Below are 15,844 nucleotides of genomic sequence, written 5' to 3' on the forward strand. Positions count from 1 at the left end.
GTCTTGACGGGAGGGTGGTCCGGGGTATATGTTGGTCGCTCGGGAGGACTATGCGGCGCTCTCTTCTCATCTCATCGTCGCTCCTCGCGGCGCTCCTCGTCCCGGGCTGCGACACGCCCTCGGGACCCGCCTCTCCGGCGGAACTCGGCTATCTCTGGGCGCGGGCCCTGGCCGACCCCGTGGCCGGGGACTGGAACCCAGACACCCCCTGCTCGGGCGTTTCGGGCGTCGTGGACCCGGACGGACTTCTCACCGACTCCGGTCTCTTCGAGAGCCGCTGGCTCCTCTACTACCGCGGCGCGGAGGCGTACCTGGAGGTGACCGTGGACCCATCCGGCGGGATTTCCACCCGGGAGGTAGACCTGGCCGGCGCTCACGGAGAGGAAGCGGAGGTTCCGCAGTCCAAGGATTCGCCGGGTATCATGGATTCGGTGAGGGCCTATGTCGAGTCCGAGGGACTTCTGCCGCCGCCGACGGTGCTCCGGCGGGTCGGGATGGGGCTCCTCGCTTCGACGGGGGCCGACGCGTCGTGGAAAATCGAGGCGGGCTACGACTACCCGACGCCCATCTGCGGTGACTGGGCCGGCGAGGATTCTGGGGCGGCGGTGGACTTCATGCTCACCGAGCTCGACTACGTGGACCACTTCCGCTTGACCATCGAGGTGGCGGGGGCGGACGAGACCTTCGTCATCGAGCGGATGGTCCCACGCGACACCGACGATGACGATTATCTGGACTGGTTCGGCGCCACGGCCTACTTCTGGGACGACACCCTCAAGCTGCGGGTGGACGGCTACCTGGACCCCTTCACCGGCCACGTGGACGGGACTTGGTCCTGGGAAGCATTCCCCCTGGAGGACTCCGGCGTGTGGGAGGCCGACCGGGTACGTTTCGACTACTGCCCCGTTCTGGAGCTTTACGTGAACCCGGGAACGGGCGAAGTGGAATAGACGGCAGGCGGGTTTCCATGCCCACCCGTCCGGTCATCCGCCGCCTTGTGCCTGAATGTAGGGTGGGGACTTCAGTCCCCGCCGTTTTCACGTTCCCAGCCCCGACCCTCACCCTAGCCCTCTCCCTAGAAGGGAGAGGGAATACGCGGGCCGACCTGAAGGTCGGCCCCTACGAGGGTGATTCGTCGAGGGCGCCATATTTAAAAGGGCGGGCCCCTGAGCCCGCCCCTTTTACCGTTTCCGGTGACGCGGCCTACTTCTTCACCGGCGGGGTGAACTTCCACAGGTCGGTCAGCGTGCCGACGCTACCCAACACGTTGGTGAGCTCCAGCGGGAAGAAGACCTTGTTGGCCTCGCCCTGGGAAATCTCGTTGAGGGTGTCCATGTAACGCAGGGCCACGAGGTATCCGGGGGCGACGGAGGCGTCCACGGCGGTCTTGATGAGCTCGATGGCGGCGGCCTCGGCCTCGGCGCGGATGCGGCGGGCGTCGGCGTCACCCGCGGCTTCCAGGACCTGCTTCTGCTTGTAACCCTCGGCGGTGAGGATGGCCTCCTGCTTCATGCCCTCGGCGCGGGCGATGCGGCTCTCGCGGTCGCCCTCGGCGCGCAGGATGGCGGACCGCTTATCGCCCTCGGCTTCGAGGATCTTCGCGCGGCGCTCACGCTCGGCGGTGGACTGCATCTGCATCGCCGCATCAATTTCGGGCGGGGGCGTGATGTCCTGCAGCTCCACGCGGTTGACCTTGACGCCCCACTTGTCCGTGGCCTCGTCGAGGACCAGCCGCAGCTTGTTGTTGATGACGTCGCGGCTGATGAGCGTCTCGTCCAGGTCCAGCTCGCCCATCACGTTACGCATGGTGGTCTGGGTCAGCTTCTCGATGGCCTCGGGGAGATTGCGAATCTCGTAGAGCGCCTTGGGCGGGTCGGTTATCTGGAAGTACAACAGCGCGTTGACCTGCATGCGGACGTTGTCTTTGGTGATGACCGCCTGGGAGGGGAAGTCGAAGACCTGCTCGCGGAGGTCCACCCGGTCGTTGAATTCACGCTGGGTGTAGGTGCGCCCGCGTATGTTGACGTTGCGGGTCCAAAGCACCCGGCGCGGCTTGTCTATGATCGGGATGATCAGGTGCAGGCCGCTCTTCAGGGTTTTCGCGTACTTGCCCAGGCGCTCGATGACCATCACCTCGGCCTGCTTGACCACCTTGAACCCGGCGATGGCGAAGACCAGCAGGAACAGAAATATCGCGCCCAGGGCGATGATCGTCCCGATGCTCAGGCCGCCCGTGTCCGCGGCGAAGCTGGCCGTGGCCAGGCCCAGCACCGAGGCGGGGACCAGATAGCGCAGTTTCAGCAAATCACACCTCCGTCACGGTCGTAGAGAGGTTTTTGGACTAAAAAAAGAGGGGTCCGGCGGCGCCGGGTCATTCGCCCTCGTGGGGGGCGATGATGAACTTGATGCCGTCCAGGCCGATGAGCTTGACCCGCCGCCCGATCTCGAAGGATGTGCCGTCGTCCTTGGGCCATACGGCGCCCCATTCCTCGCCGCCCACCTTGACGTAGCCCCGCCGGTCGTAGCTCACCGGCTGGGTGACGATGCCGGTCTTGCCCACCAGGGCCTCGATGTTGGTCTTGGTGTCCTCGGTGTGGGCGACCTTTTCGGCCTTGACGAAGAATTTGCGGGTCAGGAAGAGAAACATGCCACCGGCCAGGACGAAGACGGCTATCTGCCAGACGACGGCCATGCCGGTGAGGGACACGGCGGCGGTGAGCATCCCCGCCACGCCGAAGGGCAGGAGGAAGAAGCCGGGGACCACGATTTCGGCCACGGCCAGGAGGAACCCGGCGATGAGCCACAGGTGCCATGCTTGAATCATGGGCGCTCCTTGGAGAAAACTTATCCAGTTTACCCTTGTATTATACCGGGTCGGGGGGAAAAAAACAGCGAGGAAGTTTTAGTCGTCCAGTAGATCGGGCCGGAGCCGGCGCGTGCGATCGAGGGCCCGCTCGCGGCGCCACTCCTTCACCGCCCCGTGGTCGCCGGAGAGCAGCACCTCGGGGACGGTCATCCCCCGAAACGCCGCCGGCCGGGTGTACCAGGGGCAGTCCAGGAGCCCCTCGCCCTCGAAGGAATCCTCCAGGGCCGCCTCGGCGTCGGAGAGGACGCCGGGGATGAGCCGCACCGCCGCCTCCACCGCCGCCAGCGCCACCAGCTCCCCCCCTGACAGGACGAAATCCCCCAGCGACAGCTCCAGGTCCGCCAGCGTCCGCACCCGCTCGTCCACGCCCTTGTAGCGGCCGCAGATGAAGACCAGGTGCTCGGCCAGCGAGAGCTCCCGGGCCAGGGGGTGGTCCAGCACACGCCCGCCGGGATCGGTGAGAATCACCCTGGACTCCGGCCGCCGAAGGTCCTCCACCGCGGCGAAGATGGGCTCGGGCTTCAGGAGCATCCCCGCCCCGCCGCCGAAGGGCTCGTCGTCGGCCAGGTGGTGGTCCCCGCCGCAGTAGTCCTTCAAGTCCACCGCGCTCAGGCGGGCCAGACCCTTCTCCTGGGAGCGCCCGGCGATGGACGTCTCCAGGTATGCCCACACCGGGCCGGGGAAGAGGGTGATGATGTCGGCTTCGAACATCAGGGTGCGACGACAAGCTCGATGCCGTCCTCGACGTAGTAGTCGTGGCCGTTGACGGTGACCGGCCCCAGCGGCTGGTAGCCCCAGAGGTGGAAGCTGATGCGGCCCGCGGGCGGCGCCGGCACCGTGCCCCAGTCCTCCCCGTTGACCGACGCCGGCAGGTTGGCCTCGGGGTTCTTATTTAAAATAACCAGTTGGGAGAATTTTTCGGGCAGGTACGGCCGCACCGTGGGAAGCCCCACGTCCTGCATGGCGTAGAGGCCGTAGTCGTCGCGGAGCCAGACGACGATGTGGACCGCCTGCCAGCGGGAGAAGCTCCCGGTGCGCTCCACCTTGTCCCACCGGGGCTGGAAGCCGTCGGCGTCGGTGACCTCGGCCCCGGGGCGGATGTACAGCGGCGAGGAGAAGCCTTTCTCGGAGCGGAACTCGGCCAGGCCCAGGTACTCCACGTCGGCCGACATCTCCTTCAGCCCCACGGTGAGCTCGTTGAAGTCGAAGCCGCCCCACTCCAGCACGATACTGTCGCCGACGGCGGTGGCGTTGACGCGGAAGTTCAGGATGCCTATCTCCTCGAAGTGGTAGAGCGCCGCGTCGTAGGAGAGCTCCGCCCCCGCAGCGAAGCAGAGGATGAGCATGAAAACGGCGGTCGTCCGCATGGGCCCTCGAATCAGGAAAAGCTCTCCAGGTCCACGATTTTCAGCTCCCCCACCGGCCCCGCGAAGAAGTTCTGTGCGATGGCGAGGAAGGTCTCCGAAACGTCGGTGGCGTGGAAGGCGTGACCGCCGCCGGAGCCGGAGAAGTTGGCCAGCCCGTTGGCGTCCAAGAGCTCGTCCACGGCGCGGGCCGTCTCCTCGGCCGAGTCCACCAGCGTCACCCTCTCGCCCATGGCCTGGGCGATGACGTCCTTCAACAGCGGGTAGTGGGTGCAGCCGAGGACCAGGGTGTCCACGCCCTCGCGGCGGAGCGGCTCCAGGTAACTTTGGGCGACCCAGCGCGGGACGGGGCCGGTCAGCCAGCCCTCCTCGGCCAGGGGGACGAAGAGGGGGCAGGGGCGCGAATGGACCGTCGCGTCCGGCCTCAGGCGGTGGATGGCCTCCTCGTAGCTGCCGCTGGCGACGGTGGTGCGCGTTCCGATGACGCCGATGACGCCGGTTTTCGTCTGGGCGACGGCGGCCCGAGCCCCGGGCTCCACCACCCCCACCAGGGGTAGCTTCGCCTCTCGCGCGAGTGTGGGCAGCGCCGCGGCGCTGGCCGTGTTGCAGGCGACCACCACGAGCTTGACCCGCATACCGGCGAAGAAGGCCAGGGCCTGGCGCGTGTAGTGGATGATGGTGGCCGGGGATTTGCCGCCGTAGGGCACCCGCGCCGTGTCGCCCAGGTACACCAGGGTTTCGCGGGGCAGGCGCTCGACCACCGCCCGGGCCACGGTCAACCCGCCGACGCCGGAGTCGAAAATGCCGATGGGTGCGCCGGGATCGATAATTTGTTCGTTTATCTTAGTTTTCACTTTGGACAAATAATAGCATACTGCAGTTCAGTCGGCACACGATATAAAAAAGGCGGTCAACGCCGCTAATTTATGATCATCATGTGTGTTTTAATTCAGAAGGACATACTTCATGCTCCGGATCCCAAAAAATGACATTAAAAACACCTTCTACCAGTAACCCCCAAATTCGTTCTTCGCCAGATAGTCTGAAACGGACAATTTCATCTTGTTGTATCCTTAATTCGTCTATTAAAATACCTTGAGCTTCTGTAATAATATTTTCTAATGGGATGGACTTTGCTGGGTGATTACCTCTGAGTAATTCTTTCCATTTTAATTTTTCAAATTCTTTAACCTTCCGTATAATTTCTAGTAGCTTTACTCTTTGAATACTAGACCAACACCATTTACCATCTAGTTGTAAATAACTAAAAGACCATTTTGGATTTAATTCATAATATGCTGAAGGATTATACTCAATCGAAGGTTGTTTTTTAAACGTTTTTGGGTGTTCAATGTTTGGTCTCTTACTCTTTTTCATGTTTATTTAAGTGATATCCTCGTATAATATTCCTTCATGGATTCTAATGTTATCTCGTTGTTAGAGTGTTCTGTGGGTGCTAAGCCTTCACGGGCCTTTTTCCACGGGTCCTCTGAATGACTCAAATCAACAAGCCACTGGGTGTGTTTCTTACCGTAGAAAGAAAGAACCGCATCAATAGTTTCTTTCTGAATGCTTGATAAATTGATTGTATTACCATCCAAGCATTCCTTAATGACAAACATACCCTTATGCCTTTTATATAAGTTGGGAATGACAGGGCCAAAAGTCCACGCTTCGATGCGCTCATTAAAAAGAGGCGCATCATCCCAGACTAGCGACCATGCTTGGCAGTAATAGGCGAGCTTTTGTAAGCGCATCGTGGTGATTTCACCAGTCTTGCGTAGAATATAAGCTGCCGCATCGAATACTGTAGCCAATTGCCACCTCCTTGATGTTAAACAACACTAGAATAAAAACGAAGAATTTGTCAATCTTTACAGGTTCAGCTCACCCTGCCGCCCCCGCCGGGGCGTGAGGCCCAGGTGGTCCCAGGCCCGGGGCATGGCCACCCGCCCCTGGGGGGTGCGGGCGATGAAGCCCTCCTGGATCAAAAACGGCTCGTGGACCTCCTCCAGGGTGTCCGGCTCCTCGCCCACGGCCACGGCGATGGTCTTCACCCCGGTGGGCCCGCCGCCGAACTTGGCGCACAGGGTGCGCAGGACGGTCCGGTCCATCTCGTCGAGCCCGGCCGAGTCCACGCCGAGGAGCCCTAGCGCCTCGTCGGCCACCCTCGCGGTGACCGCCCCGTCGGCCTTCACCTCGGCGTAGTCGCGCACCCGGCGCAGCAATCTGTTCGCCACCCGGGGCGTGCCGCGGCTACGGCGGGCTATCTCCCCCACCCCCCTGTCGTCTATCCGGACGCCCATGATTTTAGCCGAGCGCCGCAGGATGGTGTCTATCTCCTCCACGGGGTAGTAGCCGAGGCGCAGCGCCACGCCGAATCGCGCCCGCAAAGGCGATGACAGGAGCCCCACCCGGGTCGTCGCCCCCACCAGGGTGTAGCGCTTGAGGTCGAGCTTGATGGAGCGCGCCGCCGGACCGGAATCTATCACGATGTCCAGCCGAAAGTCCTCCATAGCCGGGTAGAGGTATTCCTCGACGATGGTGGGCAGGCGGTGGACCTCGTCAATGAAGAGGATGTCGCGGTGGTCGAGGGCGGTGAGGATGCCGGCCAGGTCGCCGGGGCGTTCCATGGCGGGTCCCGAAGTGCTCCGCATCTCCGCGCCGGTCTCGCGGGCGATGATGTGGGCCAGGGTGGTCTTGCCCAACCCCGGAGGACCGGAGAGAAGGACGTGGTCGAGGGCCTCGCCGCGCCGCCGGGCGGCCTCGATGAACACGACGAGCTGCTCGATCACCCCCCGCTGGCCGACGAACTCCGCCAGCTTGTCGGGGCGCAGGTTGCGCTCGACGAAGTCCTCGGGCTGCGGGGTGGGGTCAACGACGCTCGACTCGGGCACGCCGGCTCCTCGTATTACAGGCGGTACAGGGCCTTGAGCCAGCCCCAGGAATGCTCGCCGACCTTCTGGTCGCTCCAGCGGGTGATTATCCAGTCCCCGTCCTGCTTCTGCATGTCGAAATTGGCGTAACCGGTGATGTAGTAAGAATCGTAATCTTCATTGTAATAATAGATGATTCTGTAGTAAATCGGTCCGCTCGTATAGATGCTGGCCCCTTCGATTAGCGGTTCCATGTCCTTAAGAGCGAGATATATGTCAATCCCCGTGGCCTCGTAGAACATGTTGCGCGTGGCTGTCCGTTCCGAAGAGATGGTCCAAATACCGTCGGGGGGTATCCTGTAGTCGCCGGGTTGGGTGTCCCAATCCTCTCTGTCGAATGCGAAGCGGAAATCGTCGTCCAGAACCTGATACACGAAGCTGCTGTCCTGTATGGCGTAGGAATCTTCGAGGTAACGGAGCGTGTTGTAGGGTGTGGAGAGGTCGGGGCCCGGCCCCGGCGGCAGGCTGAAGCAGCCGCCGAGGAGCGTCAGGGTTGCGAGAAAGGGAATCGCTCTTCTCATTCTTCCTCCACACGCAAAACTACCCGCCCCGCCCCGGCTTGTCAAGGGAAAGAAAAGGGGAGCGGCCGGGCGCTCCCCCTTCACCAGGGCAATCCTTTCGCCTCAGAAGGCGACCACGGCGTCCAGCGTCACGGTGTCGTTTTTCACGTCGCCGGGCTCGTCCTCGGCCGTGTACTCGAGCTTGAACGCCAGCCACTCCAGCGGCGCGAAGCCCAACCCTCCGGCGATTCGGGAAAACTCGTCGTTCCCGGTAGCGGTGTCCGGGTCCCAGGAGCCGTAGCGCGCGAAGGCGTAAACAGGCGCGAAAATTTCGTCGAAGCGGAACACCGCCTCGGCGTAATACCCCGAAGAATCCACCGCCTCGTCCACGCCGTCTGCGCCCAGGACGTACTCGCCGGTCAGCTCCAGGCCCCACTGTTCGAGGTGCAGGTGCCCGCCGTAGCGCGCGGACTCCAACTTCTCGTCTTGGGCCCCCTCGTTGGACAGGACCGCCGAGGCGCCGAAGTGCAGCCAGTCCAGGGCGGGTACGACGTCCAGCCGGGCGCCGTAGGCCCAGCGGTCCGGCGCGGCGGGCTCGCCCTCGATCTCCGGCTCCTCGAGGGGGAGGTACAGCATGTACGCGTCAAAATCGAAGAACCCCGTGCGGGCGTAACCCGCGAAGCCCAGCTCGGTCATGCCGTCCTCAAAGCCCGTGCTCGTGGTCAGGGGTGCGCTCACCGTCGGGCGGTCCGGGGTCGCGTAACGCAGGAAGTCCCAGCCGAAGGGGACGTCGAAGTTCCCGAAATACACGCCGGCGGTGGTGAGAAAATCATCCCCCTCTGGCAGGTGGAGGTCCAGGAGGGTGGCGGCCGGCTCCACCTCGACGCGCCCATCCTCCTTCTCCAGGACGACCCCCGCGGCGTATTCGGCCCAGTCGGTGAAGACGCCCGTCAGGTCTACCTCCAGGGCGCCGAGGAGACCGTCCGTGGTCGTCTCGTCGGCGAGGGTCGCGGCGACGCCGGCGTCGAAGAAACCGGATAGGGCGGGGCCGTCGTAATCCGCCGCCGCCGTGATAGCGCAAAGAATCAGTAGAGCGGTGACAAGGCGGTGCAAGGTTCACCTCCGAGTTGAGTTAAAGCGTGTTATTTTTATATTATATCGTGGCACGATTGGGTCTGTCAAAAATGTGCCGCGGTGTTGCGACGATGTAGGGGCGAGTGTCCGCACCCGCCCGTTGAAGATTGAATCCTAAATGCGCTTGCGATGGCGTAGGGGCCGACCTTTAGGTCGGCCCGTTTTTCAAAGAAAGCCCTCACCCGGGCCCGAGCCTCGCGGATTGCGATGATATAGGGGCGGATGTCCAAACCCGCCCGCTCGTTCTGACTGGATGTAGCGCCGCGGCGGCCCGCGGAGGGGCCGCCCTACACTGCTTTGGGAGGAGGTTATGTTTTCAGCGGTTTCTTCTTCGCGGCGGGGAAGAGGACGTTGTTGAGAATCAGCCGGTAGCCCGGCGAATGGGGGTAGAGGGAGAGCTCGGTGGGCGGGTCGCCGACGAAGTGCTGGTAATCCTCGGGGTCGTGGCCGCCGAGGAAGCTGAAGGCCCCCTCACCGCAAACCCCGTAGAGGTACTTCACCTCGTCCAGGCCGTCCACGGTGGCCAGGACCACGCAGGAGTCCTTGACCTCGTCGCGGACGAAGGCGGTGTCCTGCCCCATGAAGTCGGGGATGGTGCGGACGTGGCACTGGGTCAGGAGGGTGGGAATCGGGTCGAACTTGGCGGCGAATTCGAAGAGGGTGAAGGTGGGCCGCACACCGGCGGGCAGGTCGTAGAGCCCCCGCCCCCGGGGCGTGTCTATGGACGAAATCTCGTACAGGTTCGGGTCGGGGTAAACCTCGAAGTCGCTGAAGGCCAGGCAGCGTGAGTAATCTAACTTGGAGTTGTAGCCCGGTGTGACGGGCGTGCCGTCAATGGAGGGGTCCACGATGTCAATCCCCGACGCGGCCAGGGCCACGTCCAGGCTCGCCGGGGCCGAGCACATGGCGAACAGGAACCCACCCGACTCCACGTACCGGCGAATCTTTTCCGCCACGGCCAGCTTGTGCTCGGGCACCGTGGCGTAACCGGCCTCGCGCGCCGCCCGCTCGAACTCCGACCGCATCGTGCGGAACCACTCCGCCTGGCCCTCGGACCGCGAAAATTTTCCGTACTGCCCGGTGAAGTCCTCGTGGTGCAGGTGGAGCCAATCGTAGCGGTCCAGAGCGCCGGAGAGGACCTCGGCGTCCCAGATACGCTCGTAGGGTATTTCGGCGTAGGTGAGCGCCAGCATCACCGCGTCGTCCCAGGGCTCGTAGGTGTAGGGGGCGTAAACCGCCACCTGGGGCGCCTTTTCCAGAAGGACGGAGTCCATGTTCTCCGTCTCGATGGTGGTCCGGATGGCCGCCTCGGCGGCGGCGTCCACCGGCTCCAGCGCCACGCCGCGCACCGCCGCCAGCTCGACCAGGCCCGGGACATCGGGGGTGAGCCAGCTCCCGCCGCGGTAATTCAGGAGCCACTCGCAGTCGTAATCCTCGGAAAGGACCCAGTAGGCCACGCCGTAGGCCTTGAGGTGGTCGGTCTGGGCGGAGTCCATGGGGATGAGGTAGGACCCCCACGCCGGGGCGAGCGTAACAAGGAGGGTGATGAAGAGGTTGCGTTTCATGGGACGGGTAATATACGGGCAGCGCGCGTCGTCGTTCCAGGAGGGGGACGTAAACGACGGGCGGGTGTGGACACCCGCCCCTACGGGGTTTGGTTCTAATTACAAATCTGCCAGGTCGTCGTCGGAATCGCCCTTCTTCAGGCGCTCCAGGTCCTCGGCGGACTTCTGCTCCCGCGAAACTTCGCCGACCTCACCGGCGGCCCCGGACTCCTCCCCCACCATGTCGTCAATCTGCCCCTTCAGTAGCTCCGCCCGGTCGGTCGGGGTGAGCTCGGGCGCGGCCCCCTCGGAAACCTCGGCCTCGGCCAGGAGTTTTTCCGCCTCGGCGAGCTTCCCGCGGCAGCGCCCCTCGTCCTCCTTGAGCTCCGCGAGCTTCGCGTCGGCGGCCTCGACGAGGTGCGGCTTGGCGGCCGTCTCGGCCAGGCGGCGGCGCTCCTCCCACAATTTGATGTCTTCCAGAACCCGCCCAAGGTCCTTCTCGAAGACCTTCTTGACCTTGAGCGCCTCGTAGTATCCTTGCCCATGCCCGGCCATGGCCCGCCCCTTCGTGGGTAAGAATGGCGCGGGGGAGGAGCGGCGCGGCCCCTCCCCCGTTAGGTATGCGAAAATCGGCTACAGGTCCTTCAAGTCGGAGTCGGCGTCGCCTTCCTTCAGCCGCTTGAGCTGCTCGTCCACGCCGACCTTCTCCAGTTGCTCGAACTCCTTGTCGAGGCTGTCGGTCTCGAGCTCGGCCATGTCCACGGCGGCCTCGCCCTCGGCCTCGAGCTTGTCCACCTTTTCCTCCATGCGGTCGAAGGTGGAGAAGGCGCCGGAGTCGTTGATGCCGGCCATTGTCTCGTGGATCTGCTTCTGGGCCTCGGCGCGCTTGGCCCGGGCGATGAGGAGCTGCTTCTGGCTCTTGCACTCCTCTATCTTGCGCTGGAGCTGGCGGAGCGAGCTCTTCAGGGCCTCGGTGGCCTGCTTCTGCTTCTCCCACTGCTCCTTGAAGCCGCGGGCGTTCTCGGCGGCGCTGGTCTTGCGTAAGAGGGCTTCCTGGGCCAGGTCCTCGCGCCCCGCGGTCATGGCCTGCTTGGCCTTTTCGGCCCAGTCGAAGGCGTCCTTCTTCGACCTGTCGTACTGGTTGTAGAGCCGCTTCTCGTCGGCGACGGTCACCATCACCTGTTTCTTGGCCTCGGCGTAATGCTCCTCCATCTCGTACACCATCTGGTTGAGCATCTTCTCCGGGTCCTCGGCCTTTTCCAGCATGGCGTTGATGTTCGCCTTGAGGATGTCTCCCATGCGCTTGAAGATTCCCATGATCTCTCCCGTATCCGGTGAAGTTTTTTTACCTTTGCATGTGTAAAATAAGGCTAGCCCTTCCGAATGGCGTTGTAAATCATCTGTGCGCCGTTCTCCAGGGCCATGACGCTGGCGTGGATTTCGTCGGCGTGGATGCCGGCCCCCTCCACGGAGTCCACGAGGACCAGGTCGCCGCCGTCAATGGCGACCGCGCCGTGGTCCAGCTTCATGTTCAGGGCCAGGAGTTTCTTTAAGAAGGCGGCGTCGGCGCCGGACGGCACCTCGGCCAGCTTCAGCCGGAAGAGAACCAGGTTCTCCGCCACCGAGATGACCACGTTGGTCGAGTCGTCGTGGTCGGCGTTGACCAACCAGACCCCCTCGGCGACCTGGTTGTAGTCGTAGTTCAGGCTGAGGAAGAAGTGTTCCAGTTTCTCAGGCGTGAGCATGGCGCCCCCTTGAATTTTAGTAAATCAGTGGTTCGCGTTTCAGGGAACTCAGTCTACCAAAGGGAGTCTTGCCGGGCAAGGGGAATCGGATGGGTGGTTGTGGCGTGCGTCTTCGGGTACATGCAACGGGTAACCGGTCGTCACCCCAACCACCGGCAGGGGATGGATGCGGGTCTGGGTGCGGGGTGCAAAAAAGAGGTTTACAAAAGGCGACATCGGCTAACGGTACACCTCCCGTCTATGCCTCACGCGGATGACCAGGATCAATAGCCGGTCATCCTCGACCTGATAGATGACCCGGTAATCGCCGATTCTGATGCGGTAGCGGTCGGCCGAATCCGTTATTTTACGTACACCCGGCGGTCGCGGCTCCGACGCCAGTTGCTCTATCCTCTTGATTATCCTTGTATAAACGGCAGGGGTCAGCTGTTTTAAATCCCGGTACGCCCGTTTCGTCAGGACCACCCGGTGAGCCATCTAGTCCAGCCCGAGCTCGGCCTTGATCTGCTCCAGGCTGATGGTGCCTTCCCGCCGCACCTCTTTTAGAATTGTTTCCGCTTCCCGGTTGTCCATCTCGTCTGAGTATCGCTCCAGGAGTTCGAGAAAGAGCAGGTAGCGCTGCGGCGGGATGAGCACCGCCTGTTTCTTGTTGCGTCGGGTTATGATGTAATCCTCTAGACCGTAGTGAATTTTGTTTAGCAGGTCGGCCAAGGTAGCCCGGGCTTCGGTTATGGAAATGGTCTTCATCGCTGCCCCTAAATGTACGTAATGTACGTTACGTACATATTGTAGCCGAACCCTTCTCCGATGTCAACCTACGGCCCCTGTAGTTCCCTCCGGTCACTCCCATTCAATAGTAGCTGGAGGTTTTGAGGACACGTCGTAGGTCACACGGTTGACGCCGGGGACCTCGTTGATTATCCGGCTGGAGATTTTCGCCAGCACCTCGTAGGGCATGCGGAACCAGTCGGCGGTCATGCCGTCCACGCTGGTCACGGCGCGCAGGGCGACGGTGTTGGCGTATGTGCGCTCGTCGCCCATCACCCCCACGCTCTTGACCGGCAGAAGGACGACGAAGGCCTGCCAGATGTCGTCGTAGATTCCCGCCGCATGGAGTTCTTCGAGGTAGATGACGTCGGCGGCGCGCAGGGTCGCCAGCCGTTCCCGGGTCACCTCGCCCAGGATGCGAATCGCCAGCCCCGGGCCGGGGAAGGGATGGCGCCCCAGTATTTCCGGTGGGATGCCCAGTTCCCGCCCCACCGCGCGCACCTCGTCCTTGAAGAGCTCCCGTAGCGGCTCCACCAGTTTCAGGTGCATCGTCACCGGCAGGCCGCCCACGTTGTGGTGGCTCTTGATCGTGGCCGAAGGGCCCTTGACCGACACGCTCTCTATCACGTCGGGGTAGAGGGTGCCCTGGGCGAGGTACTCGGGCCTCGGCGACATGCCGTCGGCGGCGCGCTGGAAAATCTCGATGAAGGTGTGGCCGATGCGCTTGCGCTTCTCTTCGGGGTCGGTGACCCCCGCGAGGGCGGCGAGAAACTCCTCCGACGCGTCCACCATCTTCACCGGCAGGCCGAGACCGGCGTAGCATTCCATGACCTCCGTCGCCTCGTCGGTCCGCAGGACGCCGTTGTCCACGAAGATGCAGTGCAGGCGGTCGCCCAGCGCCCGGTGCAGCAGCACCGAGTTGACCGTGGAGTCCACCCCGCCCGAGAGGCCGCTGACCACGCCGCCGCCCCCCACCTCCTCGCGCACCCTCTCGATGGTTGACTCGATGAAGGAGCTCATGCGCCAGTCGCCGGCGCAGCCGCAGACGCGGTAGAGGAAATTTCGCAGGATGGCCGGGCCCTCGGGGGTGTGGTGCACCTCGGGGTGGAACTGGACGCCGAAGATGGACCGGCCTTTGTCGCGCACCGCGGCGTAGGGCGAGTTGCCGGAGTGGGCGATGGCCTCGAAGCCCGGCGGCAGGGACTCCACCCGGTCGCCGTGGCTCATCCAGACCGGCTCTTCCCAGCCCAGCCCGGCGAAGAGGTCGGAGGAATCGGTGATGGAGAGCACGGCGGGGCCGTACTCCTTGCGCGTGGCCCGGCCCACCTCGCCGCCCAGGCGCTCCACCACGGCCTGCAGGCCGTAGCAGATGCCCAGCACGGGCAGCTCGACCACGTCGAAGAAATTTTTCGGGAGGTGGGGCGCGCCGGGCTCCACGATGCTCGCCGGGCCTCCGGAGAGAATCAGCCCCCGCACCTCGGGGCCGAGGTACTCCTCCGGCGGCGTCGAGAACGGCTGAATCTCGCAGAAGACGTGCGCCTCGCGCACCTTGCGCGCGATGAGCTGCGTGTACTGGCTGCCGAAATCGAGGATGACGATGCGCTCCATGCTTCCTTCGGATGCTGTTCGAGTGGCCCCCATTTTACCAGAGCGGCGGGCCCGTGTTGAATGTAAAAAACCTCCCGCGGGGGAGGTCTTCTGTTTCGAGGCGGCTATTTCAGCCCGTCGTCCAGGCAGACCCCCCACTCGACGACGGCGAAGCCCTCCCGCTCGAACTTCGGAATCACCGGCTCGGGGAGATACCAGTCCGCCGTCGCCATGGCCGCGTCCAGCGGTTCTATCAGGAAAAACAGGCGCAGGACGCTGTCCGGTTCCGGCTCGACGCGCAGACCCACCACGGCGTCAATCTCCTCCGTCTGGGGGTAGACCGCGTAGAATAAGGATTCGGTCAGCCGCGGCGTCCAGTATTCCAGGAAGTCGTCCGCCTCGCGGTCCCGGAAGCCGTACTCCCGCAGGGTGTGGGCGAAGAAGTCGCTCATGACGTCGCTTGTTACGAGCCAGCCGTGCCCCCGCTGCCAGACGTCGGGCGCGTCGGCCTCGTAGAAGAGGTAGCCGTAGCGCGGGGCGTCGAAGATGACCTCCCCACCTCCGGCCTCACCGGCGGGGACGACGACGTAGCCGATGCCGTTGTCCATCCAGCCGTCCGGCTCGACGGTGACGTTCCAGCCGTCGCCGTAGGGCGGGTCGGAGTAGGTCAGCGCGCAGCCTTCGGCCAGCTCCAGCCGGACCGTGACCTCGGTGGCCTCCGGCGGGTAGAGGTAGATGTTGGGCTTTTTCACGGTGATATTCAGAACTTCACCGGCTCCGGGCCTTATTAGGGTGAAGTTGATGTTGCGTCGCGTATCGGCGAAGAAGGATATGTCCTCGTAGGTAAAATCAACAAATCCAGGGGCGGAGCAGGTCACGTTGTACTGCCCGGGTGGAACGTCACTCCGGGAGAAATACCCGTCTTCGTCGGATGTGGCGTGTATGTCCGTGCCTTCGACTCGGATGGTGGCGAATGGGATGGGCATCCCGCTCTCATCGCTGACCGTTCCCGACAGCGTGGCGCACTCCTCCGCCGATGCCGCCATGAATGAGGCCAGCACCAGCACGGCCAGTATTTTTCCCATCGGCACCCCTCGATTTACAGGACGACACCCCACTCGACGACGGTGAAGCCTGTGCGCTCGAAGTGCGGAATCTCCGGCTCGCCCAGGAGGCCGCCCAGGAGCGGGTCGGCCACCAGGTAGTAGTACAGGCGCAGGACCGAGTCCGGCTCGGGGTACACGTCCAGGCCGATTAGAGGCTCGATGTCGGCCGCCAGTTGGGGGAAGACGGCATACTGGGCGGCGGTGAGCCGCGGCTCCCAATAGTCCAGGAAATCTTTGATCTCGCGGTCGGTGAAGCCGTAGTCGTGGAGGTTTTTAGTGAAAAAGTCGCGCAGG

20 protein-coding genes are annotated in these 15,844 nt (G+C 63.4%); 1 reads left to right on the forward strand and 19 read right to left on the reverse strand.

The features are described from left to right. The first annotated feature begins 50 nt into the window (after window positions 1-50). Complete coding sequence (locus tag VM054_11815; GenBank protein HUT99744.1) at window positions 51-950, forward strand: hypothetical protein; 900 nt, start codon at window positions 51-53, stop codon at window positions 948-950. 253 nt (window positions 951-1,203) lie between these two features. Here VM054_11815 and VM054_11820 read toward each other — a convergent pair whose 3' ends face one another. The 19 genes from VM054_11820 to VM054_11910 form a co-directional block, all read right to left on the reverse strand. After that, a complete protein-coding gene (locus VM054_11820; protein HUT99745.1) occupies window positions 1,204-2,304 on the reverse strand; it encodes an SPFH domain-containing protein in 1,101 nt (366 codons plus the stop codon). 67 nt (window positions 2,305-2,371) lie between these two features. Then, window positions 2,372-2,824: an NfeD family protein gene (locus VM054_11825; GenBank protein HUT99746.1), complete on the reverse strand. Its 453-nt coding sequence runs from the start codon at window positions 2,822-2,824 to the stop codon at window positions 2,372-2,374. A gap of 78 nt (window positions 2,825-2,902) precedes the next feature. Continuing rightward, window positions 2,903-3,577: a tRNA (guanosine(37)-N1)-methyltransferase TrmD gene (trmD, locus tag VM054_11830; protein ID HUT99747.1), complete on the reverse strand. Its 675-nt coding sequence runs from the start codon at window positions 3,575-3,577 to the stop codon at window positions 2,903-2,905. Continuing rightward, window positions 3,577-4,233 (reverse strand): hypothetical protein, encoded by a 657-nt coding sequence (locus VM054_11835; GenBank protein ID HUT99748.1) that lies wholly within the window; start codon window positions 4,231-4,233, stop codon window positions 3,577-3,579. Before VM054_11835 ends, trmD begins: the two co-directional genes overlap by 1 nt. A gap of 11 nt (window positions 4,234-4,244) precedes the next feature. Beyond that, on the reverse strand, window positions 4,245-5,084 hold the full coding sequence (gene murI / locus VM054_11840) for a glutamate racemase (GenBank protein ID HUT99749.1): 840 nt from the start codon (window positions 5,082-5,084) through the stop codon (window positions 4,245-4,247). Between the two features lie 79 nt (window positions 5,085-5,163). Next, entirely contained in the window at window positions 5,164-5,607 is a 444-nt protein-coding gene (locus VM054_11845) for a hypothetical protein (GenBank protein ID HUT99750.1), read from the reverse strand. A 2-nt stretch (window positions 5,608-5,609) separates the two neighbouring features. Continuing rightward, window positions 5,610-6,047, reverse strand: a complete 438-nt coding sequence (locus VM054_11850) for a type II toxin-antitoxin system antitoxin SocA domain-containing protein (GenBank protein HUT99751.1) — start codon at window positions 6,045-6,047, stop codon at window positions 5,610-5,612. A 57-nt stretch (window positions 6,048-6,104) separates the two neighbouring features. After that, complete coding sequence (gene ruvB / locus VM054_11855; protein HUT99752.1) at window positions 6,105-7,127, reverse strand: Holliday junction branch migration DNA helicase RuvB; 1,023 nt, start codon at window positions 7,125-7,127, stop codon at window positions 6,105-6,107. Window positions 7,128-7,141: 14 nt separating this feature from the next. Further along, window positions 7,142-7,687 (reverse strand): hypothetical protein, encoded by a 546-nt coding sequence (locus tag VM054_11860; protein HUT99753.1) that lies wholly within the window; start codon window positions 7,685-7,687, stop codon window positions 7,142-7,144. A 102-nt stretch (window positions 7,688-7,789) separates the two neighbouring features. Then, window positions 7,790-8,779, reverse strand: a complete 990-nt coding sequence (locus tag VM054_11865) for a hypothetical protein (GenBank protein ID HUT99754.1) — start codon at window positions 8,777-8,779, stop codon at window positions 7,790-7,792. 329 nt (window positions 8,780-9,108) lie between these two features. After that, window positions 9,109-10,365, reverse strand: a complete 1,257-nt coding sequence (locus VM054_11870) for an asparagine synthetase B (protein HUT99755.1) — start codon at window positions 10,363-10,365, stop codon at window positions 9,109-9,111. 99 nt (window positions 10,366-10,464) lie between these two features. Continuing rightward, window positions 10,465-10,899 carry a hypothetical protein gene (locus VM054_11875; GenBank protein HUT99756.1) on the reverse strand — a complete coding sequence of 145 codons (435 nt, stop codon included), beginning with the start codon at window positions 10,897-10,899 and terminating at the stop codon, window positions 10,465-10,467. Window positions 10,900-10,977: 78 nt separating this feature from the next. Beyond that, window positions 10,978-11,661 (reverse strand): PspA/IM30 family protein, encoded by a 684-nt coding sequence (locus tag VM054_11880; protein ID HUT99757.1) that lies wholly within the window; start codon window positions 11,659-11,661, stop codon window positions 10,978-10,980. 53 nt (window positions 11,662-11,714) lie between these two features. After that, window positions 11,715-12,089: a YbjN domain-containing protein gene (locus VM054_11885; protein HUT99758.1), complete on the reverse strand. Its 375-nt coding sequence runs from the start codon at window positions 12,087-12,089 to the stop codon at window positions 11,715-11,717. Between the two features lie 219 nt (window positions 12,090-12,308). Next, a complete protein-coding gene (locus tag VM054_11890; GenBank protein ID HUT99759.1) occupies window positions 12,309-12,566 on the reverse strand; it encodes a type II toxin-antitoxin system RelE/ParE family toxin in 258 nt (85 codons plus the stop codon). Continuing rightward, entirely contained in the window at window positions 12,567-12,836 is a 270-nt protein-coding gene (locus VM054_11895; GenBank protein HUT99760.1) for a type II toxin-antitoxin system Phd/YefM family antitoxin, read from the reverse strand. It abuts the gene before it with no gap. Window positions 12,837-12,929: 93 nt separating this feature from the next. After that, window positions 12,930-14,465, reverse strand: a complete 1,536-nt coding sequence (gene guaA / locus VM054_11900; protein ID HUT99761.1) for a glutamine-hydrolyzing GMP synthase — start codon at window positions 14,463-14,465, stop codon at window positions 12,930-12,932. Window positions 14,466-14,569: 104 nt separating this feature from the next. Then, a complete protein-coding gene (locus VM054_11905; GenBank protein HUT99762.1) occupies window positions 14,570-15,529 on the reverse strand; it encodes a carboxypeptidase-like regulatory domain-containing protein in 960 nt (319 codons plus the stop codon). A gap of 14 nt (window positions 15,530-15,543) precedes the next feature. Continuing rightward, window positions 15,544-15,844 (reverse strand): hypothetical protein (locus tag VM054_11910; GenBank protein ID HUT99763.1); only part of this gene is annotated, 301 nt, incomplete at its 5' end.

This window comes from bacterium (genome assembly GCA_035528375.1).
Taxonomy (GTDB): domain Bacteria; phylum RBG-13-66-14; class RBG-13-66-14; order RBG-13-66-14; family RBG-13-66-14; genus RBG-13-66-14.

Coding starts and splice junctions, on each gene's coding strand:
- VM054_11815 (HUT99744.1), top strand. CDS start 51: ATGCGGCGCTCTCTTCTCATCTCATCGTCGCTCCTCGCGGCGCTCCTC.
- VM054_11825 (HUT99746.1), bottom strand. CDS start 2,824: ATGATTCAAGCATGGCACCTGTGGCTCATCGCCGGGTTCCTCCTGGCC.
- trmD (HUT99747.1), bottom strand. CDS start 3,577: ATGTTCGAAGCCGACATCATCACCCTCTTCCCCGGCCCGGTGTGGGCA.
- VM054_11835 (HUT99748.1), bottom strand. CDS start 4,233: ATGCGGACGACCGCCGTTTTCATGCTCATCCTCTGCTTCGCTGCGGGG.
- VM054_11845 (HUT99750.1), bottom strand. CDS start 5,607: ATGAAAAAGAGTAAGAGACCAAACATTGAACACCCAAAAACGTTTAAA.
- VM054_11860 (HUT99753.1), bottom strand. CDS start 7,687: ATGAGAAGAGCGATTCCCTTTCTCGCAACCCTGACGCTCCTCGGCGGC.
- VM054_11870 (HUT99755.1), bottom strand. CDS start 10,365: ATGAAACGCAACCTCTTCATCACCCTCCTTGTTACGCTCGCCCCGGCG.
- VM054_11875 (HUT99756.1), bottom strand. CDS start 10,899: ATGGCCGGGCATGGGCAAGGATACTACGAGGCGCTCAAGGTCAAGAAG.
- VM054_11880 (HUT99757.1), bottom strand. CDS start 11,661: ATGGGAATCTTCAAGCGCATGGGAGACATCCTCAAGGCGAACATCAAC.
- VM054_11885 (HUT99758.1), bottom strand. CDS start 12,089: ATGCTCACGCCTGAGAAACTGGAACACTTCTTCCTCAGCCTGAACTAC.
- VM054_11890 (HUT99759.1), bottom strand. CDS start 12,566: ATGGCTCACCGGGTGGTCCTGACGAAACGGGCGTACCGGGATTTAAAA.
- VM054_11895 (HUT99760.1), bottom strand. CDS start 12,836: ATGAAGACCATTTCCATAACCGAAGCCCGGGCTACCTTGGCCGACCTG.
- guaA (HUT99761.1), bottom strand. CDS start 14,465: ATGGAGCGCATCGTCATCCTCGATTTCGGCAGCCAGTACACGCAGCTC.
- VM054_11905 (HUT99762.1), bottom strand. CDS start 15,529: ATGGGAAAAATACTGGCCGTGCTGGTGCTGGCCTCATTCATGGCGGCA.